The sequence below is a fragment of the Pelagerythrobacter marensis genome (genome assembly GCF_036700095.1).
Classification (GTDB): Bacteria; Pseudomonadota; Alphaproteobacteria; order Sphingomonadales; family Sphingomonadaceae; genus Pelagerythrobacter; species Pelagerythrobacter marensis_A.
Genome location: NZ_CP144918.1, coordinates 718,553 through 735,710, shown reverse-complemented (window position 1 = coordinate 735,710; position 17,158 = coordinate 718,553). Strand labels below are relative to the sequence as shown.

The 17,158-nt window shown below is 67.0% G+C and carries 17 protein-coding genes and 1 tRNA gene; 11 read left to right on the top strand and 7 right to left on the bottom strand.

Annotated elements, in window-relative coordinates; all coding sequences use genetic code 11:
* The first annotated feature begins 4 nt into the window (after positions 1-4).
* From purH to V5F89_RS03465, 6 genes are all read left to right on the top strand, one after another.
* Entirely contained in the window at positions 5-1,594 is a 1,590-nt protein-coding gene (purH, locus tag V5F89_RS03490) for a bifunctional phosphoribosylaminoimidazolecarboxamide formyltransferase/IMP cyclohydrolase (protein ID WP_338446869.1), read from the top strand.
* A 145-nt stretch (positions 1,595-1,739) separates the two neighbouring features.
* Positions 1,740-1,877: a hypothetical protein gene (locus V5F89_RS03485; RefSeq protein ID WP_338446868.1), complete on the top strand. Its 138-nt coding sequence runs from the start codon at positions 1,740-1,742 to the stop codon at positions 1,875-1,877.
* A complete protein-coding gene (gene msrA, locus V5F89_RS03480) occupies positions 1,874-2,545 on the top strand; it encodes a peptide-methionine (S)-S-oxide reductase MsrA (RefSeq protein WP_338446867.1) in 672 nt (223 codons plus the stop codon). Before V5F89_RS03485 ends, msrA begins: the two co-directional genes overlap by 4 nt.
* Before the next feature lie 55 nt (positions 2,546-2,600).
* On the top strand, positions 2,601-3,071 hold the full coding sequence (locus tag V5F89_RS03475; RefSeq protein ID WP_338446866.1) for a Fur family transcriptional regulator: 471 nt from the start codon (positions 2,601-2,603) through the stop codon (positions 3,069-3,071).
* A 62-nt stretch (positions 3,072-3,133) separates the two neighbouring features.
* Positions 3,134-5,065: a 1-deoxy-D-xylulose-5-phosphate synthase gene (dxs, locus tag V5F89_RS03470; RefSeq protein ID WP_338446865.1), complete on the top strand. Its 1,932-nt coding sequence runs from the start codon at positions 3,134-3,136 to the stop codon at positions 5,063-5,065.
* A 43-nt stretch (positions 5,066-5,108) separates the two neighbouring features.
* On the top strand, positions 5,109-5,969 hold the full coding sequence (locus V5F89_RS03465; protein WP_338446864.1) for an alpha/beta hydrolase: 861 nt from the start codon (positions 5,109-5,111) through the stop codon (positions 5,967-5,969).
* Here V5F89_RS03465 and V5F89_RS03460 read toward each other — a convergent pair.
* The 5 genes from V5F89_RS03460 to V5F89_RS03440 are packed head-to-tail and all read right to left on the bottom strand — an operon-like array spanning position 5,895 to position 11,553.
* Positions 5,895-6,569, bottom strand: coding sequence for an NnrU family protein (locus V5F89_RS03460; protein ID WP_338446863.1), 675 nt, complete (start codon positions 6,567-6,569; stop codon positions 5,895-5,897). The genes V5F89_RS03465 and V5F89_RS03460 overlap by 75 nt on opposite strands.
* A gap of 25 nt (positions 6,570-6,594) precedes the next feature.
* On the bottom strand, positions 6,595-7,128 hold the full coding sequence (locus V5F89_RS03455; RefSeq protein ID WP_338446862.1) for an FKBP-type peptidyl-prolyl cis-trans isomerase: 534 nt from the start codon (positions 7,126-7,128) through the stop codon (positions 6,595-6,597).
* Positions 7,129-7,132: 4 nt separating this feature from the next.
* Positions 7,133-8,509: an amidohydrolase family protein gene (locus V5F89_RS03450; protein WP_338446861.1), complete on the bottom strand. Its 1,377-nt coding sequence runs from the start codon at positions 8,507-8,509 to the stop codon at positions 7,133-7,135.
* Positions 8,506-9,882: an amidohydrolase gene (locus tag V5F89_RS03445; protein ID WP_338446860.1), complete on the bottom strand. Its 1,377-nt coding sequence runs from the start codon at positions 9,880-9,882 to the stop codon at positions 8,506-8,508. Before V5F89_RS03445 ends, V5F89_RS03450 begins: the two co-directional genes overlap by 4 nt.
* A 60-nt stretch (positions 9,883-9,942) precedes the next feature.
* Entirely contained in the window at positions 9,943-11,553 is a 1,611-nt protein-coding gene (locus tag V5F89_RS03440; RefSeq protein WP_338446859.1) for a peptide MFS transporter, read from the bottom strand.
* A gap of 243 nt (positions 11,554-11,796) precedes the next feature.
* Here V5F89_RS03440 and V5F89_RS03435 point away from each other — a divergent pair, with 243 nt between their 5' ends.
* The 4 genes from V5F89_RS03435 to V5F89_RS03420 all read left to right on the top strand — a co-directional run bounded on the left by V5F89_RS03435 (position 11,797) and on the right by V5F89_RS03420 (position 13,470).
* Complete coding sequence (locus V5F89_RS03435) at positions 11,797-12,138, top strand: GntR family transcriptional regulator (protein ID WP_338446858.1); 342 nt, start codon at positions 11,797-11,799, stop codon at positions 12,136-12,138.
* Positions 12,139-12,307: 169 nt separating this feature from the next.
* The gene (locus tag V5F89_RS03430) at positions 12,308-12,589 is read left to right on the top strand and encodes an integration host factor subunit beta (protein WP_338446857.1); all 282 of its coding nucleotides are present in this window, start codon (positions 12,308-12,310) and stop codon (positions 12,587-12,589) included.
* 47 nt (positions 12,590-12,636) lie between these two features.
* Positions 12,637-12,722: transfer RNA gene (locus tag V5F89_RS03425), tRNA-Leu, on the top strand.
* A 121-nt stretch (positions 12,723-12,843) separates the two neighbouring features.
* On the top strand, positions 12,844-13,470 hold the full coding sequence (locus V5F89_RS03420) for a PilZ domain-containing protein (protein ID WP_338446856.1): 627 nt from the start codon (positions 12,844-12,846) through the stop codon (positions 13,468-13,470).
* Positions 13,471-13,507: 37 nt separating this feature from the next.
* Here the strand turns inward: V5F89_RS03420 and msrB are convergent, their stop codons facing one another.
* Together msrB and V5F89_RS03410 are read right to left on the bottom strand one after the other, a co-directional pair.
* Positions 13,508-14,008, bottom strand: coding sequence for a peptide-methionine (R)-S-oxide reductase MsrB (msrB, locus tag V5F89_RS03415; RefSeq protein ID WP_338446855.1), 501 nt, complete (start codon positions 14,006-14,008; stop codon positions 13,508-13,510).
* A 55-nt stretch (positions 14,009-14,063) separates the two neighbouring features.
* Positions 14,064-15,401 carry a cytochrome P450 gene (locus V5F89_RS03410; RefSeq protein ID WP_338446854.1) on the bottom strand — a complete coding sequence of 446 codons (1,338 nt, stop codon included), beginning with the start codon at positions 15,399-15,401 and terminating at the stop codon, positions 14,064-14,066.
* Between the two features lie 236 nt (positions 15,402-15,637).
* Here V5F89_RS03410 and V5F89_RS03405 point away from each other — a divergent pair, with 236 nt between their 5' ends.
* Positions 15,638-17,119 (top strand): hypothetical protein, encoded by a 1,482-nt coding sequence (locus V5F89_RS03405; RefSeq protein ID WP_338446853.1) that lies wholly within the window; start codon positions 15,638-15,640, stop codon positions 17,117-17,119.
* Positions 17,120-17,158: the final 39 nt, after the last annotated feature.

Sequence of the window (17,158 nt, the reverse complement as noted above, 5' to 3'; positions counted from 1 at the left end):
GATTGTGAGCGACGTGACGATCAGGCGGGCACTTCTGTCGGTGTCCGACAAGGGCGGCCTCGTGGATCTCGGCACCCGGCTGGCCCGGGCCGGGGTCGAGCTGATTTCGACCGGCGGCACCGCGCGGGCGCTGCGCGACGCCGGGCTGGAGGTGCGCGACGTCTCCGACCTCACCGGCTTTCCCGAGATGATGGACGGGCGGGTCAAGACGCTGCATCCGATGGTCCACGGCGGCCTGCTGGCGGTGCGCGACAACCCCGAACATGCCGCGGCGATGGAGGCGCACGACATCGGCGCGATCGATCTGGTCGTCGTCAACCTCTATCCGTTCGAGGCGACCGTCGCGCGCGGCGCCGGGCGCGAGGAGATCATAGAGAATATCGATATCGGCGGGCCCAGCATGGTCCGCTCCGCCGCGAAGAACCACCAGTTCGTTACCATCGTGACCGATCCGGCGGATTACGACGACCTGCTGGACGAACTGGCCGCGCACGACGGCGGCACGTCGCTCGCATTCCGCCGCAAGATGGCGGCCAAGGCCTTCGCCGCGACTGCCGCCTACGATTCGATGATCGCTCAATGGTTCGCCAACGTCGATCAGGGGCAGGCCTTTCCCGACATGCTGGCGGTCGACGGCCACCGTGTGGCCGAGCTGCGTTATGGCGAGAACCCGCATCAGCAGGCCGCGCTCTATACGCCCGTCGGCCCGCACGCGCGCGGCATTGCGCAGGCCGAGCAGCTCCAGGGCAAGGCGCTCAGCTACAACAACTACAACGACGCCGACGCCGCGCTCGAACTGTGCGCCGAATTTGCGGGCGGCGATCCGGCAGTCGTGATCGTCAAGCACGCGAACCCCTGCGGCGTCGCCCGGCGCGCGACCTTGCGCGAAGCGTGGGACGCAGCGCTCGCCTGCGACAGCGTTTCCGCCTTCGGCGGGATCGTCTGCGTCAACACCGAGCTCGACGGGCCGACGGCGGAAGCGATCTGCGAGATCTTCACCGAAGTCGTAATTGCGCCTTCGGTGAGCGACGATGCGCGCACGGCTTTCGCGAAGAAGAAGAACCTGCGCCTGCTCGTCACCGGCGATCTGCCCGATCCGCGCCGCGGCGGCCTGTCGATCAAGCCGATCACCGGCGGCCTGCTCGTGCAGAGCCGCGACAACGGTGCGATCGCGCAGGCCGATCTCAAAGTGGTGACCGAACGCGAGCCGACCGAGCGGGAATTGCAGGATTGCCTGTTCGCCTGGACGGTGGCGCGTCACGTCAAGTCGAACGCGATCGTCTATGCGAAGGACGGCGCGACCGCGGGCATCGGCGCGGGCCAGATGAACCGCCGCGATTCGAGCCGGATCGCGGCGATGAAGGCGGCCGAGGCGGCGCAGACCCACGGCTGGGACGCCCCGCAAACCGTCGGCAGCGCGGTTGCCTCCGACGCGTTCTTCCCGTTCGCGGACGGACTGCTCGCCGCGGTGGAGGCCGGCGCGACTGCGGTGATCCAGCCGGGCGGCTCGATCCGCGACGAGGAGGTGATCGCCGCCGCGAACGAAGCGGGTCTGGCGATGGTCTTCACCGGGATGCGGCATTTCCGCCACTAGGATCGCCGCACCCGGGTTTACCCCCTGAAAGAAACGCTGGGCCCGCTCGCCCTTTCGTAAACGCGGCCCGAACCCCACGTTCACCTTGACGAAAGCGCGGCCTGCTAGGTCGCAAAGCCAAGAGATTCGCACGAAGACCCACGCCATGAAACTGTTCAAGACCGACCTGTTCCGCAATTTCGCCATCGGCTTTGCCGCCGGGGCGCTGCTCGTCGGCCTGCAGGCCGGTCCCGACATCGTCGGCGCGATCGCTCCTCCGGCCGAAGCCGCGCAGCTGCGGTGAGGTCTCTCCTCGTCCTCGCGGGTTCGCTGGCGCTCGGCGCCTGCCAGCCCGCGGCGGACGCAGCGGAAACGATCGTCGCGGCACCGCCGGCCGAGCGAATCGCCCGCGAAACCGGCGAACTGAAAACCGCAATCTTCGCCGGCGGCTGCTTCTGGGGCGTCGAAGGAGTCTTCAGCCACGTCAAGGGTGTGAAGAGCGCGGTTTCCGGCTATCACGGCGGGGCCGAGCGCCAGGCGCGCTACGACCTCGTTTCCTCCGGCGTCACCGACCATGCGGAAGCCGTGCGCGTCGTCTACGACCCCGCCGTCGTGCGGTACGACGAACTGGTCCGCATCTTCTTCTCGGTCGTGGCCGATCCGACGCTGAAGAACCGGCAGGGGCCCGATATCGGCGCGCACTATCGCACCGCGCTGATCCCGATCGGCGCCGAACAGCGCGCCGTTGCCGGCGCCTATCTCGCCCAGATGGAAGCCTCCGGCAAATGGAGCCGGCCGATCGTCGCCAAGATCGAACCCGCGCGGACTTTCTTCCCGGCCGAGGCGAAACACCAGGATTTCCTCGCGAAGAATCCCGACAACCGCTACGTCGAACGCTGGGACCGGCCGAAGATCGCGGCGCTCGAGCGCCTCTATCCCGCGCATTACCGTTCGCGGTTTCAGCGCGGCTAGGCTCCCCGGCCCGGCAAGCTGGCGCGCCGCCGCAGCAATCGCTATATCGGCTTTCATGGCAACCGCGAAAGATCACGCCCACCGCGAACACAGCGGCAAGGATCTCGTCTCCGCCGCGCGCGAAGCGCTAATCGCGTCGGGGGAACAGTGGACCGCGATGCGCGGTTCGGTGTTCGAGGAACTGGCCCGGCACGACCGCCCCGCCTCGGCCTACGACATCGCCGACAATCTTTCGGCCGCGCGAGGCAAGCGGGTCGCGCCCAACAGCGTCTATCGCATTCTCGACCTGTTCGTCGCCAACAACCTCGCCATGCGGGTGGAAAGCGCCAACGCCTATCTCGCCAACACCCATCCCGGGTGCGCGCACGATTGCATCTTCCTCGTCTGCGACGATTGCGGCGAGGCGACGCACGTCGACGACGAGGCCGTCTCGCGCCGGGTCCGCGCAATAGCCGGGGAAAGCGCGTTTCGCACCCGCCGCCCGATCATCGAGGTGCGCGGCCTGTGCGATTCCTGCGCCGCCTGAGGTGATCGCTTCGCACGCAGGCTTCATCGACAGCCCGCATTCCCCGGTGTAAGGCGGTTGGAATGAGCCAAACCCTTGAAACACCTCTGCTCGACACGGTCGACACGCCGGACGATCTCCGCCGGCTCGAAAAATCCCAGCTGCGCCAGCTTTCGGACGAACTGCGCAGCGAAATGATCGACGCCGTCGGCAGCACCGGCGGACACCTGGGCTCCGGGTTGGGCGTGGTCGAGCTGACAGTGGCGATCCATTACGTCTTCGCCACGCCGGAGGACAAGCTGATCTGGGACGTGGGCCACCAGGCCTACCCGCACAAGATCCTCACCGGGCGGCGCGACCGCATCCGCACCTTGCGCCAGGGCGGCGGGCTGTCGGGCTTCACCAAGCGGGCAGAGAGCGAATACGATCCGTTCGGCGCGGCCCATTCCTCCACCTCGATTTCCGCCGGGCTGGGGTTTGCCGTGGCCAACAAGCTGAACGACCGGCCGGGCAAGGCGATCGCCGTGATCGGCGACGGGGCGATGAGCGCGGGGATGGCCTACGAGGCGATGAACAACGCCGAACAGGCCGGCAACCGCCTGGTCGTGATCCTCAACGACAACGACATGTCGATCGCCCCGCCGGTGGGGGGACTGTCGGCCTATCTGGCGCGAATGGTATCCTCCAGCGAATATCTCGGCCTCAGGAACCTCGCCTCCAAGGTCGCGCGCAAGCTTTCGCGCCGGGTGCATTCCAGTCTCGAGAAGGCCGAGGAATATACCCGCGGCATGGTGACCGGCGGCACGCTGTTCGAAGAACTCGGCTTCTACTACGTCGGCCCGATCGACGGGCACAACCTCGACCACCTGATCCCGGTGCTGGAAAACGTTCGCGACAGCGAGCAGGGGCCGGTCCTGGTCCACGTCGTGACCAAGAAGGGCAAAGGCTATGCCCCGGCGGAAAACAGCGCCGACAAGTACCACGGGGTCGCCCGGTTCGACGTCATCACCGGCAAGCAGAAGAAGGCGAGCGGCGGCCCGCCCAATTACCAGAACGTCTTCGGCGAAACGCTGGCGAAACTGGCCGAGAGCGACAAGCGCATCTGTGCCATCACCGCTGCGATGCCCGGCGGCACGGGGGTGGACAAATTCGCACAGGCCCACCCCGATCGCGCATTCGATGTCGGCATTGCCGAACAGCACGGCGTCACGTTCGCGGCCGGGCTGGCGGCGCAGGGCATGCGGCCGTTCGCCGCGATCTATTCGACCTTCCTCCAGCGCGCCTACGACCAGGTGGTGCACGACGTCGCGATCCAGAACCTGCCGGTCCGCTTCGCGATCGACCGCGCCGGGCTGGTCGGGGCGGACGGCGCGACCCACGCCGGATCGTTCGACGTGACCTATCTCGCCACCTTGCCCAATTTCGTGGTCATGGCCGCGGCGGACGAGGCGGAGCTGGTCCACATGACTTATACTGCCGCCGAGCACGACGACGGCCCGATCGCCTTCCGCTACCCCCGCGGTGCGGGCGTGGGCGTGCCCCTGCCCGAAACGCCGGAAAGGCTCGCAATCGGCAAGGGCCGCGTGGTGCGCGGCAAGGCAAGCGGAGGCAAAGTCGCCATTCTCTCGCTCGGCACCCGGTTGCACGAAGCGCTCAAGGCTGCCGACCAGCTCGAGGCGAAAGGCCTCGCCACGACTGTCGCCGACATGCGCTTCGCAAAGCCGCTCGACACCGCGCTGATCGAACAGCTTACCGCCAGCCACGAAGTCGTGGTGACGATCGAGGAAGCCGCTATCGGCGGGCTGGGGGCGCATGTGCTGACTTTCGCCAGCGACGCGGGCCTGCTCGACACCGGCCTCAAGATCCGCACGATGCGCCTGCCCGACATGTTCCAGGACCAGGATACGCCGGAACGGCAGTACGACGAGGCCGGGCTCAACGCGCCGCATATCGTCGAAACGGTGTTGAAGGCCCTGCGCCACAACAGCGCCGGGGTGGAAGAGGCGCGAGCCTGACCGGGGCTTCGTTTCGGGCGTGCCCAGCAAGGCAAGGCGCCGCTTGCTGATCGTTCCGGCCATCCTGCTGGGACTATACCTGCTGCTCGCGGGTATCCTGTTCGTGGCGCAGCGCAGCTTCATCTACCCGGCCCCGCGCGGCCCCGGCGGCGCGCCGGCAGGTTTCGAGCGGATCGCCTATACCACGGCCGACGGACTTACCATTCGCGCCGGATACAGACCGGCGAGGAACGGCCGGCCGACGATCCTCTATTTCCACGGCAACGGCGCCGACTGGCAATCGAGCGTCGTCGCGACCGATCGCCTGGTGCCCGAAGGATATGGCGTGCTGGCCGCCGAGTATCGCGGCTATCGCGACAATCCGGGGCGGCCGAGCGAGCACGGGCTCTATGCGGATGGGCGCGCGGCCCTGGCGTACTTGCGTGCGCGGGGAGTCGCGCCGGGCGAAGTCGTCATAGTCGGCAATTCGATCGGTTCGGGGGTCGCGGTCCAGATGGCGGCGGAGCACCGGGTGCGCGCACTGGTGCTGATCTCGCCCTTCGCCAGCCTCTCGCGCCTCGTGGGCGAAAAGATCCGCTGGCTTCCCACCGGCATCCTGCTGCGCGACCGATTCGAGAATATCGACAAGATCGGCGCGATCGAGGCGCCGGTCCTGATCCTGCACGGCGATGCCGACAGCCTCATCCCGCCCGCCCATGCCAAAGCTCTGGCGCAGGCCCTGCCGGCGGCCGAACTGGAGATATTCCCCGGGGCCGGGCACGATCTCGCCTGGCACGACGCGGCCGAGGCGCGGATGCTGACCTTTCTCAACGCCCTGCCGGGCGAACGGTCAGCCGATCCAGAGCCACAGGCCGGCGGGAATGCCGGCGGCGTGGATATGCGACCAGGTGAGCACCAGCCATAGCGCCAGCGCGACCAGCCAGAGGACCAGACCGGCGCGCGGCAGCGCGGTCCAGCGCGGCCAGTAACGCGTGCGCGCCTCCCACCCGGCCCAGGCCTCGCCCATAAGGACGCGTTTCTTGCGGTCCTGCATATGCGCGCCGACCAGCGCGAGGAACAGCACTGCCCCGGCCACGATCAGCGTGCGAACGCTCCACCACAGCGCGATATGGGCGATGGCCCAGAGCGCGAAGCCCCACATCATCGGATGGCGGGTGACGGCAAAAACCCCTGCGGGGTCGCGCTGCGCCGATCGGGCCGCGCGCGGATCGGGCAGGGCGGGGTTTTTCGACAGGGAGCCGAGGAACAGCACTAGCGCAGGGATCGTCAGCACGCTCGCGACAATCCATCCGACCTGGCCGGAACCGCCGAGGTCGGCGGGCGGCGCGGCGCGAAACGCCAGCACCATCCACACGAACGTGGCAAGCGCGACCAGCGAATAGAGGCCGAGGAAAGGTTTCTCCCCGATCGCGCCGACGATCGGGGCGCGCAAGGGATGCGAGAGTGCGAAATGCGTACCGACGAATGCCACGCTCGCCGCGCTCAGGGAAACAAGCGGGTCCATCCAGGCATCTCCCCCGGTCGTGTGCCTATTGCTCTTCTATAGCGATCAACTCGATTGTGAACAGCAGAGTCGCGTTCCCCGGAATGGACCTCTTGCCGCCGGCCCCATAGGCAAGATCGGCCGGCACCGCGATTTCGATCGTATCGCCCACCGCCATCTGCGGGACCGCCATCTGCCAGGCCGGGATAAGACGGGCGAGCGGGAAACTGGCCGGCTCCCCCCGGTCCCACGAACTGTCGAATGTGGTCCCGTCGGTCAGCGTTCCGGCATAGTGGATCGTCACCCGGTCCTCGACGGTGGGACGCGGTCCGATGCCGTCGCCCTTCACCCGCCGGATGCGCAAGCCGCCTTCCAGCGTGCGCCAACCATCCTCCGGCTTCAACCGGGCAAGCGCGGCCTGCTGCTCGTTATGCCAGGCGGTGTCCCGCGACCGATCGGGTGCCGGATCCTGCGCCAGGGCCGGGACCAGGGCGAACAGCGCGACGGCCATTGCCGCGGCTGCCAGCGCGGCCAGCGTCGTCAGCGCGCCGGCGGGCTGCTGGGCGTTTCTCGCGGTCATCGCCTTACCAGTCGTAAGCCTTGGGCAGCCGGCTTTCGTCGAGATCGCGATAGCGTTCCTTCAAGCGGCTCTGATGGTTGTCGAGCGGCTGTTCGACCCCGTCGATGAACACGCGGACCGGCATGGCGCCCACTTCCAGCGGGTCCTTGTCCCATATCACCAGATCGCCGGCCGCGCCGGGGGCGAGCACGCCCGCGCGGCCACCAAGCCCGCTGATCTCCGCAGGGATCGAGGTGATCGCCGCCAGCGCCTGCCCCCAGCTCAGCCCGCTAGCGCGCGGCATCTTCGCCAGGGCCACCAGGTTGCCGGCAAACTGATTGAGATTGCGCGGGTTTTCCATTGCCGAGGCATTGATCGCCACTTTCACCCCGGCCGCGGCCATGCGGCCGATGTTCGACTGGGTCGACGCCAGCTCCTCGAACCGTTCGGGCAGATCGTCGAGCCCGTCGGCGATCACCGGCACCCCGGCCGCGGCGATTTCGTCCGCCACCAGCCAGCCTTCGCTGGCGCCGACCAGCACCAGGTCGAGCCGCGGAAACTCGCGCTTGAGCGCCAGCACGCTGCGAATGTCCGAAGCGCGCTCGACCTCGACGTAGAGCCGCTGCTCTCCGCGCACGACCGGCACCAGCGCGGCGGCATCGAAGCGGGTCAGCAGAACGTCGTCGCCGCGCTCCGCATTGCCGGCGACGAGCCGCGGGTCGAGCGGCATGTCGTCGCCCGGATCGCGTTCCGCCGGGCGGGAAGCGCGGCCGGGAATCCGCGCGTCCTCTCCGAACCGGTCGGCTTCGCGCAGGGCGTTGCGGAACAGCGCATGGGCCGAGGCGCGGCTGCCGCCGGCGAGGCGCGCGCCGCTTTCGCCCAGCGAAACGATCTGGAACGCGCGGGCCCGGGTGACGGCATCGCCATCGGCACCGAGATCGATGATCGCCCCTTGTCCGCCGAAGATCGAGCCCGAGGGCGTCGTCACGGTGGCCGCGCGGGTGATCCCGGCGGCGCGATGGATCATGATATGCTGCGAGTTGGGATTGATCGCCGGGGCCACGTCGAGCGCGGCGCTGAAGGGCGAGCGGCTCGCGCGCGTGTCGTTCGATTCGCCGACCGCACCCACGTCCCACAGGCCCAGCGAGGTGACGGTCGCGACGAGTCCGGGAGTCACCCAGCCGCCACCGGCGTCGATCGCGGGGTAGCCGACCGTCGCGGTCCCGCTGCCGACTTGCGTCACCTGCCCGTTCTCGACCACGACGTAGCCGCCCTCGATCGGCTCGCTGCCGTCGCCGGTCGCGACCGTGGCGTTGGTGACGACGAAGTTCTGCGCGGCTGCGGAGGCCGAGAGGGCCAGAGCGGAACCGAAGGCGGCCGCAAGGATAGCTGCGCGGATCATTTGACGTCTCCTTCGCCCGGCTGGCCCAGCTCGAAATCGCTCACCGGCCGCCGCTTGGGATCGAGCGCATCGAACATCAGCGCGCCGTCGATCCAGACCTTCTCCGGGCGGGAATAGACCGACAGCGGATCGCCGTTCCACAGCACGACATCGGCCATCTTGCCCGGTTCGAGACTGCCGGTCATATCGGCAATGCCCATCGCCTTCGCCGCGTTGAGCGTGAACCACCCGATGACTTCGGCATCGGGGATCGCGATCCCCATCCGCGCACCGGCCGCCTGGGCCTTGGCCGCTTCCTGATTGAGGCGCTGAATGCCCTGGTCGCTGTCCGAATGGATCACCACGCAGGCCCCGGCCTGGCGCAGCAGCGCCGCGTTCTCCAGAATTCCGTCGTAGGCTTCCATCTTGAAGCCATACCAATCGGCCCAGATCGCGCTGCACACGTCGTTTTCGCGCAGGAGATCGCCGATCTTGTAAGCCTCCACCGCATGGTGGAACGCGGTCACGCGGTAACCCATCTCCTTGGCCATATCCATCACCAGCGCCATCTCGTCGGCACGATAGCAATGGTTGTGGACCAGGATCTCGCCATCGAGCACGCCGGCCAGGGTTTCTTTCGCCAGGTCGCGCTTCTTGCGGTCGCCGTCGGCATATTCGCGCGCCTCGTACCAGGTCTGGCGATTGACCGCGAAGTTGCCCATCCGGGTCGAGGGCTTGCGCCCCTTGCCACCATAGACGCGCTTGGGATTTTCGCCACAGGCCATCTTGAAGCCGTAAGGCGCACCGGGGAACTTCATCCCCTGGACCGTGCGGCTGGGCACGTTCTTGAGCGTGACCGAACGCCCACCCATCAGATTGGCCGAGCCGGGCAGGATCTGCAGCGCGGTGACTCCACCATTGGCGAGCGCGCGGGTAAAGCCGGGGTCTTGCGGCCAGACCGAATGTTCGGCCCAGACGTCGGGCGTGGTCGGGGCAGTCGCCTCGTTGCCGTCCGAATGGGCATCGACCGAGGGGGTCGGATAATCGCCGAGGTGGCTGTGAATGTCGATCACCCCGGGGGTGACGAACTTTCCGGTGCCGTCGACCCGGGTATACCCTTCGGTCGAAAGCGCCGCATCGCCGACCGCGACGATTTCCCCATCGCGAAACAGCACGGTGCCATTCTCGATCCGCCCGCCGGCCCCGTCGTAGATCGTGGCGCCGACCAGCGCGGTCGGCACGCCGGGATAGGGCCGATAGGTCGAAGGATAGGGCCTGTCGGGATAGTCGCGCGCGCTGGCGGAGCGGGCGGTTTCTCCCGAACCGGTCGTGGCGCAGGCCGCAAGCAGCGCACCGGTGGCTGCGACGGAAAACAGGCGGATGATCGCTTTCATGTGGATACCCCCGAAAAAGCAGGGGCGCAGATCGCTCCGCACCCCCGGCAATCCCAAACCTCAATCTTGCTGGCGTGTTGCCGGATGAATACCGGCGGCCTGCGGCTCGCCCACTTCGCCGCCACCCAGAAGATCGTCGTCCACCGTGTCGTCGACCAGGGTGTCGAGATGCATCAGGCGCTTGATCAGCGGGCTGATCACCATGACGGCGACGCCGATTCCGACGGCATAGAGACCGACGGTCTGGTAGACGCCGAGCACGACGTCGCGACCAGCCTCTTCGCCCACGTTCTCGCCCCCCGTTGCGGCGGCGATCAGGCCGGCGGCGAAATTGCCGGTCGCCGAAGCGAAGAACCAGGTGCCCATGATCAGCGAGGCCATGTGCGCCGGGCTGAGGCGATTCATCGCGCTCAAACCCACAGGCGACAAGCACAGTTCGCCGGTCGTGTGCAGCAGGTAGATCAGGAAGATGAAGAGCACGGGAGTCGCGTTTTCGAGACCCACCGCCTGCGCCCCCCAGACGAGGACGAGGAAGCCCAGGCCGACCTGGACCACGCCGAGGCCGAATTTCATCGGCGTGGACGGCTCCCATCCGCGCCGGCCGAGCCATGTCCAGACGATCGCGAACAACGGCGCCAGGAGCACGATGTAGATCGCATTGAGCGACTGGAACTGCGCGGCGGTGGGCGCAATTCCGAAGAACTCACGGTCGACGTGGCGGTCGGTGAACAGGTTGAGCGACGAACCGGCCTGTTCGAACAGTGCCCAGAACACGATCGACACGAAAATCAGGAACAACGCGGCGAAGATCCGATCGCGGTCGTCCGAGGAAAGACGACTCACCGCGATGAAGATCACATAAGCGACCAGCCCGAGACCAAAGATCGCGAGAACCCAGCCGACCAGGTCCTGATACTGAATCGCGAGCCAGCAGAGCGCGACCATCGCCAGACCGGCGAGATAGGTCCACCATTCGAGGTTGAGCCCCGCCCGGCGCTGTTTGAGCTTGGCCGGCTCCTTCGGCTCGCCGCGCCCCAGAAGCAGCGGCTTGCCCCACATGAACACGACGAGGCCCAGCAGCATGCCGACGCCGGCGGCGCCGAAGCCGTAGGACCAGCCATAGTCGGGGTGCATGCCGAGGTAGCCGCAGATCAGCGAGCCGAGCGCCGCGCCGAGGTTAATCCCCATGTAGAAGATGGTATAGGCCGGGTCGCGGCGGATATCGGTCCGCGGATAGAGCTGCCCCACCATCACCGAGATGTTGGCTTTCAAAAAGCCCGATCCGACGATGATCAGCGCCAGCGCGAGCCAGAACACGTTGATGATGACGCTCGACTGTCCGCCCTCGCCTTCGAACGCCATGAAGAAGTGGCCGAGGGTCAGCAGGACGGCGCCGAAAAGGACCGCCTTCCGCTGGCCGAGGTATCGGTCTGCGAGGTAGCCGCCGACGACCGGGGCGATATAGACCAGCGCGGTGTAGGCGCCGTAGATGATCGATGCCTGGGCATCCGAAAACAGCCAGTGCTGCACCAGATAGAAGATGAGCAGCGCGCGCATCCCGTAGTAGGAGAAGCGTTCCCACATCTCGGCAAAGAAAAGGACGAACAGCCCTTTGGGATGACCGATGATCGTTCCTGCCGAGTCCCCATGCGGCATGGATTGCGTTGCCATCTAGAATGCGCCTCCCTTGTCGGATCAACCGTTCATGCGGGCGCTCCCCGGGCCCGATTCAGCTCGCGCACCCTAACGCCAGATTTTCCCATGTGAAGTATTAGTTACAGGCGAAACCGACGATTCGTCGCAACATAAAGGCTCCCGCGCGGCGGAACCTTGCGCGCCGCGCTGTGTTATGTCACTGATGCACCATGGTGCGCCGCCCCGCGCGCCGAGGACGAAGCCGATGATCCACCGCCCATGACACAGCAGAGCCGCCCCGTTTACCTCAGGCTGCGCGATCAGATCGCCGCGGCCATCATAGAGGGCGACTATGCCGAGGGGGAAATGTTGCCATCGGTGCGCGCGTTCGCCGCCGAGCAGGGGGCAAATCCGCTCACCGTCGCCAAGGCCTACCAGCAGTTCCAGACCGACGGTCTGGTGGAAGTTCAGCGCGGCGTCGGCATGTATGTCGTCGCCGGTGCGGCCGAACGGCTGCGCCGCAGCGAGCGCGAGCAGTTCCTGGCCGAGGAATGGCCCGAACTGCGCGCGCGGATGAAACGCCTCGGGATCGACCCGGTCGACCTGCTCGAGCGCGGCTGACGCCGGGCGCCCGCGTGGCAGCCCGGCGATTGCACCCGGCGAGCACATCTGGCATGCCTCGCGGCGCGAGACCGCAGGCGATGATCGCGCAACGACACATGGCGATCGGGTCTGCTGCTTGGATATTCGCGCCGGGATCGCGAGCATCCAAGCCTACCGGAGGAAGCGAATGATACGATCGGAACTGCTTCAGGCCCTGGCGAAGGACAATCCTGAACTGCGCGCGGACGAAGTCGAACAGGTGGTGGACATCTTCTTCGAGGAGATCGCGGCGCGCCTCACCGAAGGCGGCCGTGTGGAACTGCGCGGATTCGGCGCCTTCTCGACCCGCGAACGCAAGGCCCGCACCGGCCGCAACCCGCGCACCGGCGAGCCGGTGGACGTGCCGGCCAAGCGAGTGCCCTATTTCAAGCCGGGCAAGGAAATGCGCGAACGCCTGAACGCCGAGTAATCCGGCGCGCGCATGGCCCGTGCGATCCTGCGCGCGGCAGACGATCCGCGGGCGTGGCGGAATGGTAGACGCCGGGGACTTAAAATCCCCTGAGGTTTCCCTCGTGCGGGTTCGAGTCCCGCCGCCCGCACCACCGTTCCCGAACGGGCACTACGATAAATCCCTTAGAACTTTGACAACCAATCGCTGATAGTTCGTATGCGATCTGGGCAAGTGGCGGCATACCATGGGCCGCTGCTGGCGAAAGGCGATTGATGGATCAGGCTTCCAGCCAGGAACCGGCCGGGCCGGCCGATGCACGGGCAGCCCCGCGTTTCACGCTTTTGCTGCGAGCGGCGAAGCTGATCGCACCGCAAGGCCAGTTTCTGTGCGTCATCCGCGACGTTTCGGCCACGGGCGTCAGCCTGCGCGGGTTCCATCGCCTGCCCCGGGGGGAGGGCCTGCTGCTGGAGCTTCAGAGCGGCGAACGCCACGCGATCGACGAGGTCTGGAACCGCGGCAACGAAGTCGGCTATCGTTTCGCCCGGCACGTGGAGGTTGCCGACCTGCTGGCCGAACCGGGCGACTATCCCAAGCGCCCCTTGCGCCTCGATGTGGGCCTGCCGCTGCGGATCGAAGCGACGGGCCAGGTCCTGGAAGGCGATCTGGTCAATATCTCGCAACAGGGCGCCTGCATCGAATGCGCGACCTTTCTCGCGATCGATCAGCCGCTCCGCCTCGTTTCGCGGCGCCTGCCGGAAATCCATGCCCGAGTCCGCTGGCGCGATCGCCAGCACTACGGCCTTTCCTTCGATACGACCTTCAACCTGCGCGAATTGGCGCACACCGCCGCACGGCTGCAATGCCCCTCGCTCCTGGCTCCGCTGCAGGGCGAAAGCTAGAATCGTTTTCAGCAAGGCCGAAGCGGCGCCGGCCCGCTCAGGCGGGGCGGAACTGCATCGCGGCGCCGTTCATGCAGTAACGCTTGCCCGTCGGCGGAGGCCCATCGCCGAAGACATGGCCCAGATGGCCGCCGCAATCGGCGCAGAGCACTTCGGTTCGCGGATAGCCGATCTTGAAATCGGTCGCGGTCGCGATAGCGCCCGGCAGCGGCTTCCAGAAGCTGGGCCAGCCGGTGCCGCTGTCGTACTTCGTCTTCGACGAATAGAGCGCATTGCCGCACCCGGCACAGACGAACGTGCCGGCGCGCTCCTCCCGATCGAGCGGCGAGGAGAACGCGCGCTCGGTCCCGCCTTCACGCAGGATGCGATATTGGCTGCGAGTCAGCCGCGCGCGCCATTGGGCCTCGCTGCGGACGACTTTCCACCGGCGCGCATCGGCCCGGCCGCTCCCGCATGCGCCGAGTGCCAGCCCTGCCGAGCCAAGCGCTGCCAGGCGCAAGGCGGCGCGACGGCCGATTCTGGCGGATGTCAGGTCCATCGCCGCGAATATGCCGCAACCGGCATGAACCTCGCCGAAACGGCGCGAGCAAAGCTCAGAAGCCGGTCACCTCGACCTCAAGCTTGCGGAAGCCGTGGACGAAGTTGGCCCGCACCCGCTCGACATCGCCCGCCAGGTGAACCCGCATGCGCCGCGCATGCATTTCTTCCAGCAGCACGCGCAGTTGCAACTCGGCCAAGCGCGCGCCGACGCAGCGGTGGATGCCGTAGCCGAAGGCGAGGTGCCGCCGCGCGTTCTCGCGCGTGATGTCGAGCTTGTCGGGGTTCTCGAACACCTCCTCGTCGCGGTTGGCCGAAAGATACCACAGCACCAGCTTGTCGCCCGCCTTCACCTGCTCTCCGAACAGCTCGGTATCTTCGGTGCAAGTGCGCCGCATGTGCGCCAGCGGCGTCTGGTAGCGGATGCATTCCTGCACCGCGTTGGGGATCAGGTCGGGGTTCTCCTCGAACAGCTTGCGCTGGTCAGGGAACGTGTCGAACCCGTGGACGATCCCGCTCATCGTGTTGCGGGTCGTGTCGTTGCCGCCCACGATCAGCAGCACCAGGTTGCCCATGAATTCCTGCGGGCTCATCTGGTTCATCGCCGGCGAGTGGATCATCATCGAGATCAGGTCGGGCCCCGGCTCCTTGTTCGCGCGCTCGGCCCAGAGCTGCTGGAAATAGGCCGCCATCTCGCGCAGGATCTCGTGCCGCATCTCGTCGAGATCGCGCACCATGGCGATCTCGGTATCGCCCGCCCAGTCGGACCAGAAGGTCAGCAGGCGGCGATCCTCCCACGGAAAGCCGAACAGGATCGCCAGCATGCCGGTGGTCAGCTCGATCGAGACCTTGTCGACCCAGTCGAACACTTCGCCGCGCGGCAGCGAATCGAGCAGCTCGCCGGTGCGATGGCGAATATCGTCCTCGAGCCGCTTCATCTCGGCCGGGGTGAAGGCGGGAGCGACCGTACGGCGCTGATCGGTGTGCTTGGGCCGGTCCATCGCGATGAACATCGGCAGCTCGAACCGCTCGCGGCCTTGCGCGGCGAGCTGTTCCTCGTCCAGCTTGTTGAGGATCGTGATCCCGCCGTGTTCCCAGCTGGAGGAAAACAGCTCGGGCAGCGCCTCGACGTGGCCGATCGCCTTGTGGCTGACCACGTTCCAGTATGGGCCCACCGGGCTCTCGTCGACCCAGTGCAGCGGCCCCTTGGCGCGCATTTCGGCGAAGATCGGCTGCCACCGGTCCTCGTAATAGATGTCGCTGCGGCTGACGTCGTAGGGGTGGGTATGCTCCCACTTCTCCTCGGGATGGAGCGCAAGGTGCTCCTTCAGCGCTTCGACCGCGATCGGCGACGTGCGATACTGCCGGGGCTGTTCGGCGAACTGCGTGGCCATATGTTCTCTCCTCGCCCGCACGCTTTTTCACACCGGTGCGTGGCACGACCCATCCTGCTCCTGCTTACCCGCTTGTCAATAGTGCGTTGCGATTTGCGACCTATCGTGCCGCATTCGTCCACCCGGAACCGCGGGGAAAGGCCAGCCGGCACGACTTAACGGTAACTTTACCATGTCGCGCCAGAACGGGCCCAGAACGGGCATTGCACACCGCATTCGGGGGCTTCGACACGGCAATGGACACACTTCGCGGAAACTTCGATTCGTCCGACTATGGCGAAGCGGATCGCGACCACGACTACTCCGACGAGGAGGGCGGCAGCGAGCTTCCGCCTGCCGGAATCGGAACCGACGAGCGGCGGATGCAGGTCCGTGCCTACAACCACTGGGCCAGCCTGCTCGACGAGCGCACGTTCCCTTCGATCGAGGATCTCCATCCCGAGAACCTGCCCGATTTCGGCCCCTACAGCGTGCTGCTCGATTTCACCTCGGGCGTCGACAACCCGGCCGTTCCCTATCTCGGCGCGGAGCTTGCGACGGAATGCGGCGCAAACGGCGGGATCGAATCGCTGGCCGACGTCCCGGCCCGATCTCTGCTCAGCCGGATCACCGACCATTACATGCAGATCCTGGCCAATCAGGCGCCGATCGGGTTCGAAGCGGAATTCGTCAACCAGCGCGGTGCGACGATCCTCTATCGCGGCATCCTGCTGCCGTTTTCGAGCGACGACGACACGATCGACTTCATTTACGGCGTGATCAACTGGAAGGAGCTGGCCGACCAGCTCACCACCGACGAGCTGATGCTGGAAATCGACCAGGCGCTCGATGAAGACGCGCCGGCCGAAAAGCCGCGCGAACCCGATCCGGTGACCGACTGGGCCGACGGGCCTTCGGGCGCGGCCGGGCCGGGCGAATGGGATGCAGGCGGCGAGGACACGCCCCCGGCGCCGATACCCGAAGGCCCCTGGCGGATGGCCGAAATGATCGCACGCCAGTCCGCCCCCCGAAAAGCCTATGCCATCCCGCTGGAACCGGACGATGCCTTGCCGGTCGAGGAAAGCGAGGCGCTCGCCATCGGTTCCGATCTTCCGGCGGCGGATCCCGCACCGGCAGACGAAGGTCTTGCGGCAGCGCTGGCCGCCGCCCGCGAATGCGCGGAGGCAGCGCGCAACAGCGAGGATCGCACGCGCGGCGCGCTCTATGCCGCGGTGTCGCGTGCCTACGACTTCAGCCTCGCCGCGAGCGAGGCGCCGGAGGAATTCGCCCGCCTGGTCGGCGAGAACGGCCTCAAGGTGCAGCAGCGCGCGCCGATGACGCCGGTGGTCAAGCTCGTTTTCGGCGTCGATTACGACAAGACGCGCCTGACCGAATATGCCGCCGTGCTGTCGCACGCCCGCCGGCTGGGTCTCGAAGCCGGCGCGCTGGCGGATTTTCTCGCCCAGGCGGAAGGTGGCCTCAAAGGCGTGGTCAAGGCCGAGCGCCAGTTGCGCCGGGAGGAAGCCGGGCGGCAGTCGCAGGCCGGGAAGCCGCGCGAGAAGCTGATGCGCAAGCTGCGCGCGATCGAACCGCGCGGGTTCGAAGCGATCGCCCCCCGCGGAGAGGAATTCGGCCTCGTGGTCATCCGCCGGATGGACTCGGGCGAAGTCGCCGTGCTGGGCGAGATATCGGGCGACGAGGCGCTCGTCGAACGCGCCGCCCGCCGGCTGGCGAATTGAACGCGGCAGGACCCGCCGCGATCCGACGCGCGGTTCACG

Excerpts from the sequence above, each read along its gene's own strand:
- V5F89_RS03410 (WP_338446854.1), bottom strand. The coding sequence starts at position 15,401 with ATGGCCACGCAGTTCGCCGAACAGCCCCGGCAGTATCGCACGTCGCCG.
- V5F89_RS03460 (WP_338446863.1), bottom strand. The coding sequence starts at position 6,569 with ATGGACCCGCTTGTTTCCCTGAGCGCGGCGAGCGTGGCATTCGTCGGT.
- V5F89_RS03455 (WP_338446862.1), bottom strand. The coding sequence starts at position 7,128 with ATGACCGCGAGAAACGCCCAGCAGCCCGCCGGCGCGCTGACGACGCTG.
- V5F89_RS03440 (WP_338446859.1), bottom strand. The coding sequence starts at position 11,553 with ATGGCAACGCAATCCATGCCGCATGGGGACTCGGCAGGAACGATCATC.
- V5F89_RS03420 (WP_338446856.1), top strand. The coding sequence starts at position 12,844 with ATGGATCAGGCTTCCAGCCAGGAACCGGCCGGGCCGGCCGATGCACGG.
- V5F89_RS03485 (WP_338446868.1), top strand. The coding sequence starts at position 1,740 with ATGAAACTGTTCAAGACCGACCTGTTCCGCAATTTCGCCATCGGCTTT.
- V5F89_RS03450 (WP_338446861.1), bottom strand. The coding sequence starts at position 8,509 with ATGATCCGCGCAGCTATCCTTGCGGCCGCCTTCGGTTCCGCTCTGGCC.
- V5F89_RS03475 (WP_338446866.1), top strand. The coding sequence starts at position 2,601 with ATGGCAACCGCGAAAGATCACGCCCACCGCGAACACAGCGGCAAGGAT.
- V5F89_RS03445 (WP_338446860.1), bottom strand. The coding sequence starts at position 9,882 with ATGAAAGCGATCATCCGCCTGTTTTCCGTCGCAGCCACCGGTGCGCTG.
- msrB (WP_338446855.1), bottom strand. The coding sequence starts at position 14,008 with ATGGACCTGACATCCGCCAGAATCGGCCGTCGCGCCGCCTTGCGCCTG.
- V5F89_RS03435 (WP_338446858.1), top strand. The coding sequence starts at position 11,797 with ATGACACAGCAGAGCCGCCCCGTTTACCTCAGGCTGCGCGATCAGATC.
- V5F89_RS03405 (WP_338446853.1), top strand. The coding sequence starts at position 15,638 with ATGGACACACTTCGCGGAAACTTCGATTCGTCCGACTATGGCGAAGCG.
- dxs (WP_338446865.1), top strand. The coding sequence starts at position 3,134 with ATGAGCCAAACCCTTGAAACACCTCTGCTCGACACGGTCGACACGCCG.
- V5F89_RS03430 (WP_338446857.1), top strand. The coding sequence starts at position 12,308 with ATGATACGATCGGAACTGCTTCAGGCCCTGGCGAAGGACAATCCTGAA.